General features: G+C 67.1%; 16 protein-coding genes. 8 read left to right on the top strand and 8 right to left on the bottom strand.

The window, feature by feature from the left end:
* Positions 1-46 precede the first annotated feature (46 nt).
* From GIW57_RS09230 to GIW57_RS09220, 3 genes are read right to left on the bottom strand one after another with little or no spacing between them, the layout of a single operon-like run.
* Complete coding sequence (locus GIW57_RS09230) at positions 47-1,102, bottom strand: ABC transporter substrate-binding protein (protein ID WP_236510183.1); 1,056 nt, start codon at positions 1,100-1,102, stop codon at positions 47-49.
* Positions 1,099-2,490 (bottom strand): sensor histidine kinase, encoded by a 1,392-nt coding sequence (locus GIW57_RS09225; protein WP_236510181.1) that lies wholly within the window; start codon positions 2,488-2,490, stop codon positions 1,099-1,101. The genes GIW57_RS09230 and GIW57_RS09225 overlap by 4 nt, the downstream gene beginning before the upstream one ends.
* Positions 2,483-3,172, bottom strand: a complete 690-nt coding sequence (locus tag GIW57_RS09220; protein WP_236510178.1) for a response regulator transcription factor — start codon at positions 3,170-3,172, stop codon at positions 2,483-2,485. The genes GIW57_RS09225 and GIW57_RS09220 overlap by 8 nt, the downstream gene beginning before the upstream one ends.
* 276 nt (positions 3,173-3,448) lie before the next feature.
* Here GIW57_RS09220 and GIW57_RS09215 point away from each other — a divergent pair, with 276 nt between their 5' ends.
* From GIW57_RS09215 to GIW57_RS09200, 4 genes are all read left to right on the top strand, one after another.
* On the top strand, positions 3,449-4,585 hold the full coding sequence (locus GIW57_RS09215) for a porin (RefSeq protein WP_236510231.1): 1,137 nt from the start codon (positions 3,449-3,451) through the stop codon (positions 4,583-4,585).
* A 54-nt stretch (positions 4,586-4,639) separates the two neighbouring features.
* Positions 4,640-5,968, top strand: coding sequence for a CitMHS family transporter (locus tag GIW57_RS09210; protein ID WP_089238097.1), 1,329 nt, complete (start codon positions 4,640-4,642; stop codon positions 5,966-5,968).
* A gap of 25 nt (positions 5,969-5,993) precedes the next feature.
* Positions 5,994-6,734, top strand: a complete 741-nt coding sequence (gene phbB, locus GIW57_RS09205) for an acetoacetyl-CoA reductase (protein WP_236510176.1) — start codon at positions 5,994-5,996, stop codon at positions 6,732-6,734.
* 178 nt (positions 6,735-6,912) lie between these two features.
* Entirely contained in the window at positions 6,913-9,201 is a 2,289-nt protein-coding gene (locus GIW57_RS09200; RefSeq protein WP_236510174.1) for a TonB-dependent receptor, read from the top strand.
* Between the two features lie 438 nt (positions 9,202-9,639).
* On the opposite strand, the gene GIW57_RS09195 is transcribed toward GIW57_RS09200, so the two are convergent.
* Positions 9,640-10,893 carry a flavohemoglobin expression-modulating QEGLA motif protein gene (locus GIW57_RS09195; protein ID WP_236510171.1) on the bottom strand — a complete coding sequence of 418 codons (1,254 nt, stop codon included), beginning with the start codon at positions 10,891-10,893 and terminating at the stop codon, positions 9,640-9,642.
* A 185-nt stretch (positions 10,894-11,078) separates the two neighbouring features.
* Entirely contained in the window at positions 11,079-12,179 is a 1,101-nt protein-coding gene (rsgA, locus tag GIW57_RS09190; protein WP_236510168.1) for a ribosome small subunit-dependent GTPase A, read from the bottom strand.
* 121 nt (positions 12,180-12,300) lie between these two features.
* On the opposite strand from rsgA, the gene GIW57_RS09185 reads away from it, so the two are divergent.
* The 3 genes from GIW57_RS09185 to GIW57_RS09175 are packed head-to-tail and all read left to right on the top strand — an operon-like array spanning position 12,301 to position 14,932.
* The gene (locus GIW57_RS09185) at positions 12,301-13,575 is read left to right on the top strand and encodes a pyridoxal phosphate-dependent aminotransferase (protein ID WP_100462668.1); all 1,275 of its coding nucleotides are present in this window, start codon (positions 12,301-12,303) and stop codon (positions 13,573-13,575) included.
* A 3-nt stretch (positions 13,576-13,578) separates the two neighbouring features.
* Positions 13,579-14,196 (top strand): SGNH/GDSL hydrolase family protein, encoded by a 618-nt coding sequence (locus tag GIW57_RS09180; RefSeq protein WP_100462667.1) that lies wholly within the window; start codon positions 13,579-13,581, stop codon positions 14,194-14,196.
* Positions 14,197-14,200: 4 nt separating this feature from the next.
* Positions 14,201-14,932 carry a class I SAM-dependent methyltransferase gene (locus GIW57_RS09175; RefSeq protein ID WP_236510165.1) on the top strand — a complete coding sequence of 244 codons (732 nt, stop codon included), beginning with the start codon at positions 14,201-14,203 and terminating at the stop codon, positions 14,930-14,932.
* Positions 14,933-15,171: 239 nt separating this feature from the next.
* Here the strand turns inward: GIW57_RS09175 and GIW57_RS09170 are convergent, their stop codons facing one another.
* Positions 15,172-15,951, bottom strand: coding sequence for a polysaccharide deacetylase family protein (locus GIW57_RS09170; protein WP_236510162.1), 780 nt, complete (start codon positions 15,949-15,951; stop codon positions 15,172-15,174).
* Positions 15,952-16,011: 60 nt separating this feature from the next.
* Here GIW57_RS09170 and grxD point away from each other — a divergent pair, with 60 nt between their 5' ends.
* Positions 16,012-16,938 (top strand): Grx4 family monothiol glutaredoxin, encoded by a 927-nt coding sequence (gene grxD, locus GIW57_RS09165; RefSeq protein WP_025874107.1) that lies wholly within the window; start codon positions 16,012-16,014, stop codon positions 16,936-16,938.
* A 56-nt stretch (positions 16,939-16,994) separates the two neighbouring features.
* Here grxD and GIW57_RS09160 read toward each other — a convergent pair whose 3' ends face one another.
* Together GIW57_RS09160 and GIW57_RS09155 are read right to left on the bottom strand one after the other, a co-directional pair.
* Complete coding sequence (locus tag GIW57_RS09160; RefSeq protein ID WP_100462664.1) at positions 16,995-17,534, bottom strand: DUF924 family protein; 540 nt, start codon at positions 17,532-17,534, stop codon at positions 16,995-16,997.
* A 42-nt stretch (positions 17,535-17,576) separates the two neighbouring features.
* Positions 17,577-18,353, bottom strand: coding sequence for an AMP nucleosidase (locus GIW57_RS09155; protein ID WP_025874105.1), 777 nt, complete (start codon positions 18,351-18,353; stop codon positions 17,577-17,579).
* Between the last annotated feature and the right edge of the window lie 15 nt (positions 18,354-18,368).

Here is an 18,368-nt window from a genome sequence, read left to right as displayed (position 1 = left end):
GGCAGCAAACGGCCTACGCCGGGCATTGGCTGGCGCTACCAGGGCATCAGCGCCCCGTCGGCTCCACGCTGCTGCGCCAGGCATCCAGGAACTGGCGGCGCTTGAGCGCATCCAGGTAGACCAGCAGACCGGGGCCGAGCTGGATCGGGCGGCGGCTGCGGCCGGGCGCATCATCGCCGCGTGCATCGCCGCGCACGATCGGCATCAGCCGCGCCTCACGCGCGAGCACCTGCTGGCCACGTGGCGACAGCAGGTAGTCGAGGAAGCGTCGCGCTTCCTGCGGGTGCGCTGCGGTGCGCGGAATCACCGCGGTACGCAGCACCACCAGCGTGTAGTCCTCCGGCTCGACGATGGCCAGCGGTGCGCCCGCATCGATCCGCGCCTGCGCATACGAGCCCAGCACGTTGTAGACCAGCGACAACTGGCCGCTGGCTACCTGGTCCAGCAGCACGCCGGTGCGCTCCTCGCGCACCACCGCGTTGTCCCCCAGCGCACCAAGCAGGGCCCCGGCGATGCTGCCGCGCTGGGCGTCCTGGGTCGCCAGCAGGTAGCCCACGCTGCTGCGTTCGATGTCGTAGGTGCCGACCTTGCCGCGCAACGGCGCGCCTTCCGCGCGCAGCAGGTCCAGCAGCTGTCGACGCGTGTGTGGCGCCTTCGCAGCCGGCAGCCTGCGGGTGTTGTAGACCATCACCACCGGTTCGTAGCTGATGCCGAACGCCTCGCCACGCCACTGCGCCCACGCTGGCAGCGCCTGGGTCTGCAGCGAGCGGTGCGGCAGCGCATGGCCGTCGTTGACCAGCTTGGTCTGCAGGTCCATGCCGCTGGAGATCAGCAGGTCCGGCGACGCAGGTCCGGCGCGGTCATGCAGGTAACGCGCGTACAGGTCCTGGGTGATGATGTCTTCGTATACCACCTCGCTGCCCGGATGCAGCCGCTGGTAGTCGGCGATGACCTCAGCGAACACCTCGATATCGGTGGTGCCGTGGATGCGCAGCTGTGCAGTGGCGGTGCCCTGTGCGGGGAAGCGGCGTACATCGCCCGGCGCAGCGAGGGCCGGCACGGCCAACAGCAGGGCAAGCACAGCGGCGAACAGGCGGATCATGTGCTGCTCCGGGGCAGGCGGATGGTGGCGACCAGGCCACCCTGTGGTCGATTGCTGAGATCGATCTGGCCGCCATGGCTGTCGACCACCCGCTTGACGATGGCCAGACCGAGACCCGCACCGCCGGAGGGCGCGCCCTCGCCCCGCGCGAAACGCTCGAACACGCGTTCCGCATCCGCCGCGGCGATGCCCGTACCGTGGTCGGCGATGGTCAGCACGGCCTGCCCGCCCTCGGCGGTCAGCGCGATCTGCAAGGGGCCATCGCCGCCGTACTTCAGCGCGTTGTCGACCAGGTTCTTGATTGCCTCGCGCAGCAGCAGCGCGTCGCCATGCACCTGCACCGGTTCGGCCATCACCGCCAGCTGGACGCGCGGGGTGGGGCCTGCCTGCGGCAGCGCTTCGTGCAGGGCCTGGTGCACGGTCTCGGCCAGGTCCACGGTGGCGAAGCGCTGCAGATGTGATCGATGGATCACGCTGGCATCGCTGAGCAGCTGGTTGAGCAGGCGGCTCATGTGGGTGGCGTTGCGCTCGATCGCCAGCAAGCTGCGCCGCATGTCCTGCGGGTCGTCGTCATCCAGTGCCAGCTGCGCCTGCGCGCGCAGCGCGGCCAGCGGCGTGCGCATCTGGTGTGCGGCCTCGGCCATGAACGCACGCAGGGTTTCATTGCTGCTGGACAGGCGTTCCATGAAGCGGTTCAGCGCTGCCACCATCTGGTCCATCTCGCGCGGCACGCGCGCATCCAGCGGCTTCAGGTCGGACGGCTCACGGCGCGACAGCTCGCGCTCGACCCGCACCAGCGGCCGGAAGGCACGGTGCACGCCGAACGCCACCAGCGCCAGCAGCAATCCCGACAGCACCCCGATGGCCAGCAGCGCGCGGGTGACCAGTTCCTGCGCCACCGCTTCGCGCGCACGCCGCGTCTGCCCCACCTGCACCTGCACCTCGCCCTGCGCGGAGGCAGCGGCAAAGCTGCGGCCGACCACGACGAAACGCACGGTCTCGCCGCTGTAGGGCGCATCGAACAACTGCGGTTGCGTGCCCGGCCGACGCGGCGACGCGGGCAGGTCGCCGTAGCCGGTGATCAGGGTGCCGCGGCTGTCGGCAACCCGGTAGAACACGCGGTCCTCCGGCGCCATCGCCAGCAGGTCCAGCGCAGCATACGGAAGATCCACCTGCCACTGGCCGTCCACCAAGGCCACCGAATCGGCGATCGACAGCGCAGAGGACACCAGCAGATGGTCGTAGGAGCGGTTGGCCGCGCGTTGGCCGTAGTCGCGTGCAGCGAACAGCAGCGCCACTGCGAATACCGCCAGCAACGCGCCCAGGTACAGCAGCAGGGTGCGCCGCAACGAGCCCGGTGCGGCGTTCGCAGCGCGTGCGTCAGCCATCGGCGTCGCCGCTGCCGTCGCTGGCTTCAAGCAGATAGCCGACGCCCCGCACGGTGGTGATGCGCAGCGGCGCGCCTGCCAGCTTCCTGCGCAGGCGACCGATATACAGCTCGATGGCGTTCGGCCCCGCTTCGTCATCGAAGCCGAACAGACCATTGCCGATCTCATCCTTGCCCACGACCTGGCCCATGCGGCCCACCAGGATCTCAAGCAAACGATATTCGCGGTTGGGCAGCTCGATCGGCTCGCCATCCAGGGTCACCCGGTGCGCAGCGTTGTCGAACTGGAAGCCGCCGATCTGCACCACTTCACTGGCCTGCCCACGTGCACGCCGCAGCAGCACCCGGCAGCGCGCTTCGAATTCACGGAAGTCGAAAGGTTTGCCCAGGTAGTCGTCAGCACCGACATCCAGTGCCTGCACGCGATCTTCGATGCCATCGCGTGCGGTCAGCATCAGCACCGGCGTGCTGTCGCCGCGCTCACGCATGCCGGCCAGCACCCGCAGCCCATCCAGCTTGGGCAGGCCGATATCCAGCACCACCAGGTCGAAACTCTGGTAACGCAGCACGCTGGCAGCGGCCAGACCGTCGGCCTGCCAGTCCACCGCGTGACCACTGCGGCGCATGCGACGGATGATCGCATCGGCCAGGTCCGGGTTGTCTTCGACCAGCAGCAGGCGCATGGGCGGCGGCGTAAGGGGGGAAACGAATGCTACCGCATGGCGCAGGGTCCGCCCGCCGGTCATGGACCGGCGCTACCGGGGTACACCGCATGGGTAGCGCCGGGCCATGCCCGGCGGTCTTTTACGCTGCACCGCACAAACCGCTGACAGGACGATGACAGCTTGCGCGACACAGACTGCGGCCGCGCACCGTCCGGTGCCCACGATTGCCGCGCGCCTGGCGTGCACCTGGGAGGGTTTGTGGAATTGAGCATTGCCTGGCGGCGTCCTGCCGCCATGATGGCCCTGGCTGCGCTGGCCGCGCCGGCCTTCGCAGAGGACGAGCGTCCGGTGACCGCCACGGTCGGCGGCCGCCTGCACCTGGACTTCGCCACCTTCGACAACGACAACCGGGGTACGCCGAACAAGGACGACACCGAGATCCGCCGTGCCTGGGTTGACGTTTCCGGCAAGTTCTTCGTGGTCGACTACAAGCTGGAAGCCGATTTCTCCGGCGACCGCGTCGAGGCCAAAGACGTCTACCTGAGCCGCAGCTTCGGCGATGCCGGCCGGCTCACCGTGGGCCAGTTCAAGCAGTACTTCTCGCTGGATGACCGCACCGGCTCCAACTACGGCAGCTTCCTGGAGCGCGGCAACGCCGGCACCACGCTGGCACCGCTGTACCGTCTGGGCGCCTCCTGGCAGGCCAATCCGGGCGATTTCACCTGGGCGGCCAGCGTGTACAGCCTGGAGAGCATCGATGCCTGGCAGGTAAAGGGCCGCGCCGCCGGTGGCCGCGTCACCTGGGCACCGGCCCCCAGTGAGGGCGACGTGCTGCACCTGGGCCTGTCGCTGGCCCGCGAAGCCTACGACAACCCGGGCGGCAACGGTACGCCGGGCCTGAAGATCCGCCCGCGCCCGGCCGGCCATCTGTCCGACGAGAGCCGCCTGACCCTGGTCGATTTCTCTGCCGGTCGCGATACCGACGTCAACAAGTGGTCGCTGGAATATGCGCAGGTGCGTGGTCCGCTGTCTTGGCAGGGCGAGTTCAGCGGCGCCACCTTCGATGATGGTGCCCAGCGCGGTGATGTGATGGCCGCCTACGGCATGCTCAGCTGGTTCGTCACCGGCGAAAGCCGTGCCTACGACCGCAAGACCGGCCGCTTCGCCCGGGTCAAGAACATCCGCCACAAGGCCGGTGCCTTCGAAGTGGCCCTGCGCTACGACCAGATGTGGGGCGCACAGCACCTCGATGGCCAACCCGACCTGCGCCGTGGCAGCACTGAAGGCTGGACGCTGGGCGGCAACTGGTACCTGCGCGACAACCTGCGCTTCATGCTCAACGTGATCGAAAGCCGCAACCGCGATCGCCTGGCCGGCACCACGGTGGATCGCACGCGCGCGGTCACCGGGCGCCTGCAGTTCGACTTCTAAACGTCAGCCCCTTCCACTTCCCCACATCCTGATTCTTCAAGGAGTCCGCAGATGATGCTGAGCATCCTCGGCTTTGGCATGGTCATTACGTTCATGTACTTGATCATGAGCAAACGACTGTCGCCACTCGTTGCCCTGATCACCATTCCCATCATCTTCGCTCTGATCGGTGGCTTCGCTGCCGGCATCGACGAAATGATGCTGGAAGGCATCAAGAAGATCGCGCCGACCGGCGTGATGCTGATGTTCGCCATCCTCTACTTCGGCGTGATGATCGATGCGGGCCTGTTCGATCCGCTGGTGCGGATCATCCTGCGCTTCGTCAAGGGCGACCCGATGAAGATCGTGCTTGGCACCGCCGTGCTGGCGATGCTGATCTCGCTCGATGGTGATGGTTCGACCACCTACATGATCACCGTGTCGGCGATGCTGCCGCTGTACCAGCGGTTGGGCATGAACGCGCTGAACATGACCTGCGTGACCATCCTCGCCGGTGGTGTGATGAACCTGACGCCGTGGGGCGGCCCGACCGCACGTGCGGCCACCGCACTGCACGTGGACCCGGCCGATGTGTTCGTGCCGCTGATTCCGTCGATGGTGATCGCCTGCGCCGGTGTGCTGCTGCTGGCCTGGTACCTGGGCCTGAAGGAGCGCCGTCGCCTTGGCGTGGTGACCCTGCCCAAGGGTGGCAGCTGGATGGACAACAGCGTGTCCGACGACGGCAACACGCTGCCGACCGTGGAAGATGCCGAAGACACCAAGCGCCCCAGGCTGCTGTGGGTGAACCTGGCGCTGACCGTGGCCCTGATGAGCGCCCTCATCATCGGTGTGCTGCCGATGCCGGTGCTGTTCATGATCGGCTTCGCCATCGCGCTGGTGATCAACTACCCGAACCTGGCCGAGCAGCGCCGCCGCGTGGTCAGCCATGCCGGCAGCGTGCTGTCGGTGGTGGCGCTGATCTTCGCCGCGGGCATCTTCACCGGCATCCTCAACAACACCGGCATGGTCGAGGCGATGTCGCACAGCTTCCTGGCGATCATCCCCGACAGCTGGGGTCCGTACCTGGCGGTGATCACCGCTGTAGCGTCGATGCCGTTCACCTTCTTCATGTCCAACGACGCGTTCTACTTCGGCGTGCTGCCGATCCTGTCCGAGGCGGCCGGCAACTACGGCATCACGCCGGTGGAAATGGCCCGCGCGTCGCTGGCCGGGCAACCGGTGCACCTGCTCAGCCCGCTGGTGCCCTCCACCTATCTGCTGGTGGGGCTGGCCAAGGTCGAATTCGCCGACCACCAGAAGTTCACCCTGAAGTGGGCGATCGCCATTTCGTTGTTGCTGATGATCGGCGGCCTGTTGTTCGGTCTCTATCCCTTCACGACCTGATTCCCTTACCAAGGAGCGTTCTGCAATGACTCTTCGCATCGCCTACGTCACCAGCGGGATGGGCAGTGTCGGCACTGCCATCTGCCAGAGCCTGGCCCGATCCGGCCATACCGTGGTCGCCGGCTGCGCACCCAACTCGCCGCGCAAGACCAACTGGCTGCGCGAGCAGCGCGAACAGGGCTTTGATTTCATCGCCTCCGAAGGCAACGCGACCGATTGGGCGTCGACCACGGCGGCCTTCGCCAAGGTGCGTGCCGAAGTCGGCGAGGTGGACGTGCTGGTCAACAACTCCGGCGGCAGCCGCGACCTGCTGTTCCGGCAGATGACGGTGGAGGACTGGAATGCGGTGATCGCCTCCAACCTCAACTCGCTGTTCAACCTGACCAAGCAGGTGGTCGATGGCATGGCCACGCGTGGCTGGGGCCGCATCATCAACATCGGTTCGGTCAGCGCCCACAGGGGCCAGATCGGGCAGGTGAACTACGCCACGGCAAAAGCCGCGATGCACGGTTTCAGCCGTGCGCTGGCCGCTGAAGTCGCTTCGCGCGGGGTCACCGTGAATACCCTGTCGCCGGGCTACATCGCCAGTCAGGCGATCAGCAGCTTCCCGCCGGACGTGCTGGACCGGCTGGCCGCGTCGGTGCCGGTGCGGCGCCTGGGCCGCCCGGAAGAAGTGGCCGGCCTGTGTGCCTGGCTGGCTTCGGATGAAGCCTCCTACGTGACCGGCGCCGACTATCCGGTCAACGGTGGCCTGTACATGGGCTAGCGCTTTCCCACGCAGGGCGTGGGTCTACTCCCCTCCCCCGGTAGATTCACGCCCTGCGCGGCTTCCCCCCGCGACGCCGTTCGTTGGTTTTTCGTAAACAAGGTTTCATGTTCCGTTCGCATAGTGGCCATGCACCGCGTCCCCGGGCCGGTGACCATCCCCCATGCAATGGACCATCATGCAGACCCGATACCTGACGATCGCCGTGGCGATCGCGCTTTCCGCCGCCAGCGCCCACGCCGCTGAAGCCACCGACGCCACCGCCGATACCGCGCTGAGCGCGCAGACGCTGGATACCGTCTCGGTCATCGGCCAGGGCGAGACCCGCCAGGTGCAGCGCATCACCACCGTCGACAAGCAGGTGCTGCCGCCGGGTACCAGCGGCCAGAAGATTCTCGACCGCCTGCCCGGCGTGTCGGTGCAGTCCAACGATGCGTTCGGTGCGAATGAAGAATCGCAGACCATCAGCCTGCGCGGCTTCGACAAGAGCCGCCTGGGCTACACGCTGGACGGCATTCCGCTGGGTGACAACAGCTACGGCAACTACAACGGCCTGAGCATCGCCCGTGCACTGATCGCCGAGAACCTGGCCGGCGCCGAGCTGTCGCAGGGCATCGGTTCGCTGGGCGTGGCCTCGACCAGCAACCTGGGCGGCACCATCCAGTACTTCTCGATGGATCCGTCCACCGAATTCGGCGGCCGCGCCAGCATCACCGTCGGCGACGACAACCAGCGCCGCGGCTACCTGCGGGTGGATACCGGCGACATCAACGGCTTCTCGGCCTATGTCTCCGGCGTGCACCAGGACCAGGACATGTGGGCCGCGCCGTACCAGAACCAGACCACCCGCCAGTTCAACGCCAAGGCGGTGTGGAATGTGGGCGACAACCGCTTCGGTGCCTTTGTGGCCACCTCGCGCGCCAGCCAGGCCAACTATGCCTATCTGTCCAAGGACATGCTGGCGCGCGGCCTGGGGTATGACTGGAACATCTATGCACCGGACTGGGATCGCGCCGTCGCGGCTGCGTACTGTGCACCGGGCACCTACAACAAGGCGCGCTGCGCGTTCAGCGGCGGCGTCAACAGCATCGACGATGCGTACTACCAGAGCCGTGCGCTGCGCGACGACAACCTGTACTCGATCGACGCCGACATCCGCCTGGGTGAGCAGGGCCGCCTGAAGCTGCTGGGCTACCACCATGAGAACCGTGGCCAGGGCCACTGGTGGGCACCGGGCCAGCCGTCCTACCCGGGCACCGACAAGATGCTGCCGATCTCGATCCGCAGCACCAACTACACCATCAACCGCGACGGCGTGACCGCCGCGCTGTCGTGGACGGTCGGCATCCATGAGCTGGAAGCCGGTGTGTGGTACGAACAGAACGACCATAACGTCTCGCGCAATTTCTACTACATCAGCGGCCCGTTCCTGGACGACCTGTACCTGCAGAACCCGGACCGCCGCCTGTTCAACCAGGACTTCGACATCCGTACCCGCCAGTTCTACGTGCAGGACCGGATGCGCTTCCTCGACCAGCGCCTGACCGTGGACGTGGGCATCAAGAGCCCCAACACCCGCATGACCGCCAAGGCCCAGCCGGGCGTGGAAACCAGCATTGCCTCGGGCACGCTGACCGCGAAGGAATCGGTGCTGCCACAGCTGGGCGTGGGCTTCAAGCTCAACGCCAACAATGAGGTGTTCGCCTCGTATGCCGAGAACATCGCTGCCTTCGTCGGCGGCGGCAGCGGTGGCCCGCTGCAGGTGTCGCCGGAATCGTTCGCGGCCAGCGCCGGCCTGGAGCCGGAGAAGTCCAAGAGCCTGGAAGCGGGTTTCCGTACCTTCGGCGAGAAATACCAGGCCTCGATCGCCGCCTACAACGTGAAGTTCGACAACCGCCTGCTGTCGCTGAACCCGTGCTCGAGCATCGAAGTCGGCACGCGTCCGGAGTGCGTGACGCGCTTCATCAACGTCGGTTCGGTGAAGAGCCACGGTGCCGAGCTGACCTTCATCCTCAAGCCGATCGATGGCCTGCAGTGGTACAACGCGCTGTCCTGGAACAAGACCACCTACGAGGATGACTACACCTCGGGCGGTGCGATCGTACCGGTGGCCGGCAAGATCACCGTGGATACGCCGCAGCGCATGGCCTCAAGCGAGATCAGCTGGAACCGCGACGGCTTCTTCGCCAGCCTGCGCGCCAAGTACACCGGCAAACGCTACTACACCTACACCAACGACCAGTCGGTGCCGGGCGTGACCACCTTCGATGCGGGTGCCGGTTACGACTTCGGCCCGGGCCTGGGCCTGCGCAACGTACGGGTGTCGTTGAACGCGACCAACCTGACCAACAAGCGCTATGCGGGCCAGCTGAGTTCGTTCGCACCGACCGATCCGAAGGGCACGCGGTATGCGATCCATGCGAGTGCGCCGCGGCAGGTGTTCATGACGGTGGCGGCGGAGTTCTAAGTCGAAAGCGTTGCTCCGCGGCGTCTTGATTGTCGTCGCGGGGCAGGGCCGGATGGGCCGGCGCAGGACACGCCGTAAACCCATCCCTGGGGGCTCGATGGCGCCATCCATGGCGCCAACGGTCCTGCGCCGGCCCATCCAACCCTGCTCGACGGTTTCCTGCGCCACGGTGCGGAAGGCAAAGAAGAGCAAAAAGCAAAGAGCCGGGCGTTGCCCGGCTCTTTGCTTTTCAAGCTTTTCAAACGCAATCCCTCTGGTGGACCTGCTGCCGCGCTCGCAGGAAACTGTCTGGAGGAGGCGGGGAACCCTGGTCAGGACCGTTGGCGCCATGGATGGCGCCATCGAGCACCATGGAGGGGCTTTTGCGTGTCCTGGTCAGGGTGCCCCGCCTCCTCCCAGCCGATAGCAGGCAGGCGCTGGAGGATCCGCCAACGCATTTCATTCCGGCGCCAGCTGGTCCATCCGGATGCGGTTGGCGAACAGCGAGAACGCCAGCATGCCGGCCAGGCCATTCGCCCGGCTCATCCAGTGCGGCAGCCAACGCGGTGGCTTCAGCACGCCTGATTCGAACAGCGGCGAGAACGCGATCGCATCGGTCAGGCTCATCTTGCCCGCGAACAACCAGCGGCAGACCTGCAGGCGATCTTCGGCCAGCATGTGGCGGAAGAAGGTATGCACCGACACCAGACCGCGCAGGTACACCGTGTCCTTGGTGAAGGCCAGGCCACCACTCGGTGGCACACCGCGGAATACCCGCTGCGCCGAGGCGAAGCTCTCTTCCGGGTTCTGCCCGGCATCGCAGAAGTAGCGGAACACCTCGATGAAGTCCGCACCTTCGCGCGCCATCGCGATCGCCTCGGTACGCAGGCTGATGCGCTTCAGTCGCTCGATGTCGATGCTGCCGGTGATCTGCTCAGCGAATGTCGCCAGTCCTTCCTGGGTGGCCGTCACCCGTGGCGAGGACAGCGCCAGGCTCGGCAGCACCGGCTGCGCGCGGCCGTTCAACGCGGTCAGCGAATGTACCAGCGCTTCATGGTGGAACAGCTGCGCGCGGTCGTAGGCGCTGAAACGCGCACTGGTGCGCAGGCGGATGCGGGTCGGTCCAGCCGCCGCCTTGGAGACCAGCTCCGGGTCCAGCTGCACCTGGATGATGCGCGATTCAAAGAACGCATCGAGGTCATTCTGCAGCTGCAACTGCAGGGCGATCGCCGAGATCGGCACCTGTTCTTCCGGTGCCAGCAGTTCGTGATCCAGTTCAGCGGCAATCTGGATGAAGTGGCGCGCTGCATCGCGCGTGCTCGGTCCGTTGCCCGGCAATGGTTGCTCGGGTGAACCGAACAACTGCACCGAACAGGCATCCACGGCCGCGGTACCGAGGCCTTCCAGCAGCTGCGCGGCCAGATCCCAACTCTGCGCGGACTGCCGCACGTAATGGCCCAGCGGATGGCTTTCATCACACTCGGCAGCAAGCGCCGCCAGCGCGCGACGCTCGTCGCTGAAATCGAGCTTCGGGTAGTCGACCACCGGCAGCTTGGGCTGGCCGCGGGCCACGCTGTCCAGGAAGGGTGCCTGCAGGGTTGCCGGCCAACTGGTCAGGCCCAGCAGGCGGATGCCTCCTACGGCCTCGACCAGGCGCGCATCGAGCGCTGCATGGTGGGCCACGTCACGGTCAAGCGTCGCGGTCGGTTCCATGGGCGGACTATAGCGCCCTGCCCTTGCTTTGGTAGGTGCCAACCTTGGTTGGCATCCGCCGACGGCGGGCTTCGGACGCGTTCGTGCCAACCAAGGTTGGCACCTACCAGAAGCAGGCAGTAGCGGGATCATTGCCGGGGTCAGAGCCCATTGCGGCGCAATGGGATCCGACCCCGCGATCCGGGTCAGCGCCGGCGCGGCTTGCCCGCGGGGCGGAACTGCTGGCCCTTGCCCTTCCTGCCGCCACGTTCCTGCGCGGTCTCGGCCTGGCGCACGGCCAACTTCGCGGCAGCGGCGGCCACTTCTTCCTTCAACTTGAAGTAGTTCTGCAGCCGGCTCTCTTCAATCTCGCCGGCATCGATCGCCGCACGCACGGCACAGCCGGGTTCCTGCTGGTGCATACAGTCGCGGAAGCGGCACTGCGCGGCCAGCGCTTCGATATCGGCGAAACCACCTTCGGCCAGCGTTTCTTCGCCGGTCGGCTTCAGTTCGCGCATGCCCGGCGTATCGATCAGGCAGGCACCCATCGGCAGCGGCATCAGTGCGCGGTGGGTGGTGGTATGGCGGCCGCGCGAATCGTTGGCGCGCACCGAGTTGGTCTTCATCCGCTGCTCGCCCAGCAGCGTGTTGGTCAGCGTCGACTTGCCCGCACCGGAGGAACCCACCAGCACCACCGTGCGGCCGGGGCCCAGCCACGGCTCCAGCACGGCAACACTGTCCGCATCCAGGCCGTTGATCGCGTGCAGGGCAATGCCCTGCATCTCCAGTTCTTCCAGCACCGCCAGCGCGTCGTCGCTGTACTCGGTCTGGTCGGCCTTGGTCAGCACCACCACCGGTTCGGCACCGCCACCGCCCACCAGCAGCAGGTAGCGTTCAATACGGCGCGGATTGAAGTCCGCATCCAGCCCACAGACGATGAAGACGGTATCGATGTTGGCCGCGATCACCTGCTGGTGGTAATGCTCACCGGCGGCGCCGCGCTTGATGGCGGTACGTCGCGGCAACAGGGCGACGATGCGGATGCCGTCCAGCAACACCCAGTCGCCAACCGCCGGCCGTTCATGGCTGGGAAAGCGCGGGCGCTGCCACTCCGGCAACGATTCGGCCTTGATCGACGCCTCCGGGCCATCCGCCACCACGTAGTGGGTGCGGTGCTGTTCGATCACCCGCGCCGGGCGTGCCTGCGGGTGCGCAGCCATCACAGCCTGCCAGTCGGCCTGCTGCGGCGGGCCCGGCCAGGGCCAGCCAATGGTCTGCAGGGCGGTGAAATCGGGGGTCTGGGTCATCGCCGCCATTCTACCTGTGCGATGCCGCCCAGCCCAATGTTGGCGGGCCCTGCAGCCCTTGCCATGCGCTGCAGCAATTCCGCTACCATGGAACCCCCATGCCTTTTGCGGCCCACCGCCCATGTCCACTCCCTCGCCCAAACCCCTGGTCATCCGCGAGCGCCTTTCCGAAGTGCGCTACGAAATCCGCGGAGAACTGGCACGGCGAGCCCGGGAGCTGGAAGCGCAGGGCCACAAGCTGATCAAGCTCAACATCGGCAATCCCGGCGCTTTCGGCTTCCGTGCACCGGAACATCTGCAGCGCGCCATCGCCGATGACATGGGCCGCACCGATCCGTACACCCACCAGCAGGGCCTGCCGGTCGCCCGCGAAGCCATCGCCGCCGCCTACGCCCGCCGTGGCGCACCGGATGCCCACCCCGACCGTGTGTTCGTCGGCAACGGCGTCAGCGAGCTGATCGACCTGTCGCTGCGTGCGCTGCTCAACCCGGGCGACGAAGTGCTGGTGCCCTCGCCGGACTACCCGCTGTGGTCGGCCTCGACCATCCTCAACGACGGCCGCCCGGTGTATTACCGCTGCGCCGCCGAGAACGGCTTCCAGCCGGACCCGAGCGAGATCGAGACGCTGGTGTCCTCGCGCACCCGCGCCATCGTGCTGATCAACCCGAACAACCCCAGCGGCGCCAGCTACCCGCGCGAGCTGCTGGAGCGCGTGGTCGAGATCGCGCGCCAGCACAACCTGCTGCTGCTGGTCGATGAGATCTACGACCAGATCCTGTACGACGACGCGGTGTTCCAGCCGGTCGCACCGCTGGCCGGTGACCATCCCTGCCTGACCTTCGGCGGCCTGAGCAAGGTGCACCGTGCCTGTGGCTGGCGCGTGGGCTGGGCCCACCTCAGCGGCGACGACGCGCGCCTGGGCGACTTCCGCGCCGCGCTGGACCTGCTGGGCGCGCTGCGCCTGTGCGCCAACGTGCCGGGCCAGTACGCCATCGACGCCGCAGTGAACGGGCCGGACACCATTTCCGAGCTGTGCGCACCGGGCGGCCGTCTGTATGAAACCCGCCGTGCGGTGATCGAAGCCTGCGAGGCCAGCGAGCATCTGTCGCTGGTCGCCCCCGCCGGGGCGCTGTATGCGTTCCCGGCCGTGGTCGGTGCCGCCGCCAAGGGCTTCGACGACCACAATTTCGCGTTGGACCTGATGAACAACGACGGCGTGCTGGTGGTGCCGGGCTCGAGCTTCAACGTGCCTTACCGCCACCACTTCCGCGTGACCCTGCTGCCGGAGGCGTCGGTGATGCGCGACGTGTTCGCCCGTATCGACCGCGCCCTCGCCCGCCGTGCCGAAGACGCCACCAAGGTGGTGCCGCTGAAGCCCCGCCGGTCGGTGGCTTGAGCGATGGGCTTGTCGTATCTGGCCCTAGGCGATTCGTACACCATCGGTGAAGCGGTCGCGGTCGAAGGCCGCTGGCCGCATCAGCTCGCCGCCGCCCTGCGCGCGCAGGGCATTGATCTGGCCGACCCGCAGACCATCGCCACCACCGGCTGGACCACCGACGAGCTCGATGCCGGCATCGACGAAGTGGCGCCGCGAGGGCCGTTCGACTTCGTCAGTCTGTTGATCGGCGTCAACAACCAGTACCGCGGGCGCCCGCTGGACGAGTACCAGGTGCAGTTCCAGGCCCTGCTGCAGCGCGCGATCGGTTTTGCCGGTGGCCGCGCGGACCACGTGCTGGTGCTGTCGTTCCCCGATTGGGGCGCGACCCCGTTCGGCATCCAGAGCGGGCGGCATCTGACCGGCATCGAGATCGAAACCGACGAGTTCAACGCTGCCGCCGAGGTGATCAGCACCCAGCAGGGCGTGGCCTTCGTCGACATCACCGATATCAGCCGCGACAACGGCGCTGACCCGGCGATGATCGCCGAGGATGGCCTGCACCCGTCCGCACGGATGTATGCGCTGTGGAGCGCGCGTGCGCTGCCGGTGGCCGCGCACCTGCTGGGCAGAACGGACTGACACGATGGACGGCACGCCACGGAACGGCACGCCCCTGCCCTGTTCGCCGCTTGATGCCGGACAGGCGCGCCTGATCGCCGAGTCCTTCAGGCCGATGCAGGCCTGGGGCAGCCGCCGCGATTACTACTACACCCGCGGCAAGCTGGGCAGCGACCCACTGTATGACGGCGTGCTGCAGCACCTTCCTGAGGACGGCCAGCCGGTGCTCGACCTGGGCTGCGGGCTGGGCCTGTTCGCGCACGTGCTGCGCCAGCGCGGCCGCCAGCAGCGGTATCTCGGGGTCGACGTGGACAGCGACAAGATCGCCCGTGCGCAGCGCGCCGGCAGTGGCCTGGCCGACGTACGGTTCGACTGTCTGGATGTGCAGGCGCCGTTGCCGGTGCATGGCGGGCATGTGCTGCTGCTGGATGTGCTGCAGTACCTGGACGAAGCGCCGCAACTGGAGCTGCTGCGCGCGGTGAGCGCGCGGGTCGCGCCCGGTGGCCGCCTGCTGCTGCGCACGCCGCTGGCGACCGGCGACCGCCGCGACCGCACCACGCGGGTGGCTGACCGACTGGCCTGGCTGGTCGGCTGGATGGGCACGCGGCCGCGTCATTACCCGGATCCGCAGCGGTTGCAGGCCACGCTGGTCGAGTCTGGGCTGCAGGTGGCTCCGTTGCGTCCCCTGCATGGGCGCACGCCGTTCAACAGCTGGCTGCTGGTGGCCGAGCGTCCGAGAACTGCGGCCAACGGCTGAGCCCCTCGTGGTGGGCGGCGGTCTACGAGGGCTGCCCGGGCGGAATGGGCTGCGCGGGGACGCCGTGAACCCATCCTTGGGGGCTTAGCCGCGCCATCCTTGGCGCGGATACCCCGCACAGCCCATCCCACCCGGGCACGGACGGTTCACGGCGGCGTCCACCACGGAAGACAAGAGAGAAAAGCGAAGAGCAAAAGCGGGTCGCTGCGCGCTCGCCGGGCGTGGCCCGGCGCTGCCGGTCAGCCGGCCGGCAGTTCGGCTTTCAGGCCGCGCTCGTCCAGCGCCTGCAGCACGCGTTCGATGATGGCCACGTTGTGGCCGTGGGCGGCACCTTCATGCAGCAGTACGATCGCGCCCGGGCGCAGGTCGGGCAGCAGACGCGCCAGCACGCCGTCCGGTGTGCAGCCGATGCCGTCATAGCCGCGGGCGCTCCAGCCCACGCGCACCAGGCCCTGCTTGCGCAGCACCGGTGCCACGAACGGGTTGGTCATGCCCACCACCGAGCGGTACCAGCGTACCGGTCGCCCGCTGACCGTCTGCAGCGCATGCTGGCAACCCTCGATCTCCGCCGCCATCGTGCCCGGACCCAGCCGCCAGAAGCGCGCCTGCGGGTGGCTGTGGCTGTGGTTGCCGAGGTCGTGTCCGCGACGCAGGATCTCCTCCACCAGGGCCGGATGCGCCAATGCGCGCTCGCCGACCAGGAAAAAGGTCGCACGTGCCTGGTGCCGGTCCAGCAGATCCAGCACCGCCGGGGTTTCTTCACCGGGACCGTCGTCGATGGTCAGCCAGACGCGGTTGCCGACATCGGGCAACCGGCTCAGCACCGGCGCGTAGAAGCGGCTGTTGGGCAGGAACACCGGCACCATGAACAACGCGTGGCTTGCCACCATCAGCGCAAGGCCCCAGTGCCAGCCGGCCAGCACCCAGGCCAGGATCACAGCCAGCTGCGACAGCACCAGCCAGGGTACCCAGCGCCAGGGCCGGGTCGGGATGCGATGCAATGTTTCTGCGCTGGTCATTCCCCATGATGCCATGGGGGGTAGAATTGATGATTCGAATTTTTCGGACCCATGACTGCCATGTCCCTCGATCCCGCCCTGCGTTCGCGCATCGAAACCATCCTCAACGACAACCGCGTCGTGCTGTTCATGAAGGGCCAGCCGTCGATGCCGCAGTGCGGTTTCTCGGCCAAGGCCGTGGGTGCCCTGCAGGACCTGGGCGTGGAGTTCGCCCACGTCAACGTGCTGGCCGACGCGGAGATCCGCGAAGGCATCAAGGCCTATGGCGACTGGCCGACCATCCCGCAGCTGTACATCGACGGCGAACTGGTCGGCGGCAGCGACATCGTGCTGCAGATGGCCGCCAGCGGTGAGCTGAGCAGCGTGCTGGGCCTGGCCGCACCGGACCGCACCCCGCCGCGCATCACCGTCACCCCGGCCGCGGTGGAAATGCTGAAGGGCGCGCTGGCCGATTCGCCGGGTGCGTCGCTGCAGCTGGGCATCGATGCCCGCTTCCAGCCGAACTTCCAGCTGGCTCCGTACGACGAAGGCGCGATTGCGGCTGAGTCCAACGGCCTGCGCGTGCAGTTCGACCTGGCCAGCGCCCGTCGCGCCGACGGCATCACCATCGACTGGGTCGACGACATCCGTGGCAAGGGCCTGGCGATCGACAACCCGAACGCGCCCAAACCGGTGCAGGAAATCAGCGTGCGCGATGCCGACGACCTGGTACGTGCCGGCAACGTGATGCTGGTGGACGTGCGCCCGGCCGAAGAACGTGCCATCGCCGCGGTCGGCGTGCCGTTCAAGAGCTTCGATGGCAACGGCCGCGCCGAGCTGGAAGCCCTGCCGAAGGACACCGCCCTGGCCTTCCTGTGCCACCACGGTGGCCGCAGCGCGCAGGCAGCGGAGCAGTTCCGTGCGCTGGGCTTCAGCAAGGTGTTCAACGTCACCGGCGGCATCGATGCCTGGTCGGACGAAGTGGACAACGGCGTGCCGAAGTATTGATCGGCTGCGCTTGATACACAGGAAAAACGCCGGCGAAAGCCGGCGTTTTTTGTTTCTTACCCGGCAAAACCACCTTCGGCCAGGTAATCCAGCTCTTCCGGCGACGGCATGCGGCCAAGCACCGCATTGCGATGTGGGAACCGGCCGAAGCGGCGGATGATGTCGCGGTGCAGTTCGGCGTACTGCAGGTATTCCTTGTCGCCCAGCACGTCGAACATCGCGACCGAGCGGTCCTGGTCCAGCGGATCTTCGGAGTGCTCGAACGGCAGATAGATGAAGGCGCGCAGCTTGGGAACCAGCTGCAGGTCCAGCCCTTCTTCGATCGCGCGCATGGCGTAGTGCCGGGCCAGGCCATCGGTGGCATAGGAATGGGCCGTGCCGCGGAAGCAGTTGCGCGGAAACTGATCCAGCAGCAACATCAGCGCCAGCGCACCCTCGGCGCTGCCCAGCCAGTGCTCGCGCGCGCGCGATGCGGCGGCATGGTGTTCGTCCACGAACAGCGTACGAAACTGCGCGTCGAACGCATCATCGCGGGCGAACCACTTTTCAGGGCCCGCGTTTTTCCAGAATTCCACCACTTGCGCGGCAACGTCCATCACCTACTCCCAGGGCCGACGCACCGCGCCAGGCCATCATCATCATTCGTCGAAGCGCAGGTGGCGGACCGACTTGCCGTTGCGCCGGATAAGCTTAAGCGCCTCGATACCGATCTGGATATGGTTTTCCACGAACTGCGAGCTGACCTTGGCGTCGGACGCCTCGGTTTTCACCCCGTCCGGGATCATCGGCTGGTCTGAAACCAGCAGCAGGGCGCCACTGGGAATGTGGTTGGCGAAGCCGGCGGCGAAGATCGTAGCGGTTTCCATGTCGATGGCCATGCAGCGCATCGCCCGCAGCCGCTCCTTGAAGGCCTCGTCGTGCTCCCAGACCCGGCGGTTGGTGGTGTAGACGGTGCCAGTCCAGTAATCGTGGCCAAGGTCGCGGATCATGGTCGAGACCGCACGCTGCAGGGCAAAGGCGGGCAAGGCCGGCACTTCCGGCGGCAGGTAGTCGCCCGAGGTGCCTTCGCCGCGGATGGCCGCGATCGGCAGCACCAGGTCGCCCAGCTCGTTCTTGCGCTTCAGCCCACCGCACTTACCCAGGAACAGCACGGCCTTGGGCATCACCGCCGACAGCAGATCCATGATGATCGCGGCATTGGGGCTGCCCATGCCGAAGTTGATCATGGTGATGCCGTCGATGGTGGCACTGGCCATGGGCCGGTCCAGACCGATCACCGGCGCACCGGTCAGCGCGGAGAACGTATGCAGGTAGCCCCCGAAGTTGGTCAGCAGGATGTGCTGGCCGAACTGGTCCAGGGGCACGCCGGTATAGCGCGGCAGCCAGTTGTCGACGATGTCCTGCTTGCTCTTCATGGGGAATCCGGTGCG

This window comes from Stenotrophomonas sp. PA-6-5C (genome assembly GCF_021605635.1).
Lineage (GTDB): Bacteria > Pseudomonadota > Gammaproteobacteria > Xanthomonadales > Xanthomonadaceae > Stenotrophomonas > Stenotrophomonas lactitubi.
Note: the sequence above shows the minus strand (reverse complement) of the source record. Positions and strands in the feature narration are given on the sequence as shown.

Coding starts and splice junctions, on each gene's coding strand:
- grxD (WP_025874107.1), top strand. CDS start 16,012: ATGTCCCTCGATCCCGCCCTGCGTTCGCGCATCGAAACCATCCTCAAC.
- GIW57_RS09155 (WP_025874105.1), bottom strand. CDS start 18,353: ATGAAGAGCAAGCAGGACATCGTCGACAACTGGCTGCCGCGCTATACC.
- GIW57_RS09215 (WP_236510231.1), top strand. CDS start 3,449: ATGATGGCCCTGGCTGCGCTGGCCGCGCCGGCCTTCGCAGAGGACGAG.
- GIW57_RS09170 (WP_236510162.1), bottom strand. CDS start 15,951: ATGACCAGCGCAGAAACATTGCATCGCATCCCGACCCGGCCCTGGCGC.
- GIW57_RS09220 (WP_236510178.1), bottom strand. CDS start 3,172: ATGCGCCTGCTGCTGGTCGAAGACAACCCGGACCTGGCCGATGCGATC.
- GIW57_RS09175 (WP_236510165.1), top strand. CDS start 14,201: ATGGACGGCACGCCACGGAACGGCACGCCCCTGCCCTGTTCGCCGCTT.
- GIW57_RS09185 (WP_100462668.1), top strand. CDS start 12,301: ATGTCCACTCCCTCGCCCAAACCCCTGGTCATCCGCGAGCGCCTTTCC.
- phbB (WP_236510176.1), top strand. CDS start 5,994: ATGACTCTTCGCATCGCCTACGTCACCAGCGGGATGGGCAGTGTCGGC.
- GIW57_RS09225 (WP_236510181.1), bottom strand. CDS start 2,490: ATGGCTGACGCACGCGCTGCGAACGCCGCACCGGGCTCGTTGCGGCGC.
- GIW57_RS09160 (WP_100462664.1), bottom strand. CDS start 17,534: ATGGACGTTGCCGCGCAAGTGGTGGAATTCTGGAAAAACGCGGGCCCT.
- GIW57_RS09200 (WP_236510174.1), top strand. CDS start 6,913: ATGCAGACCCGATACCTGACGATCGCCGTGGCGATCGCGCTTTCCGCC.
- rsgA (WP_236510168.1), bottom strand. CDS start 12,179: ATGACCCAGACCCCCGATTTCACCGCCCTGCAGACCATTGGCTGGCCC.
- GIW57_RS09180 (WP_100462667.1), top strand. CDS start 13,579: ATGGGCTTGTCGTATCTGGCCCTAGGCGATTCGTACACCATCGGTGAA.
- GIW57_RS09230 (WP_236510183.1), bottom strand. CDS start 1,102: ATGATCCGCCTGTTCGCCGCTGTGCTTGCCCTGCTGTTGGCCGTGCCG.
- GIW57_RS09195 (WP_236510171.1), bottom strand. CDS start 10,893: ATGGAACCGACCGCGACGCTTGACCGTGACGTGGCCCACCATGCAGCG.
- GIW57_RS09210 (WP_089238097.1), top strand. CDS start 4,640: ATGCTGAGCATCCTCGGCTTTGGCATGGTCATTACGTTCATGTACTTG.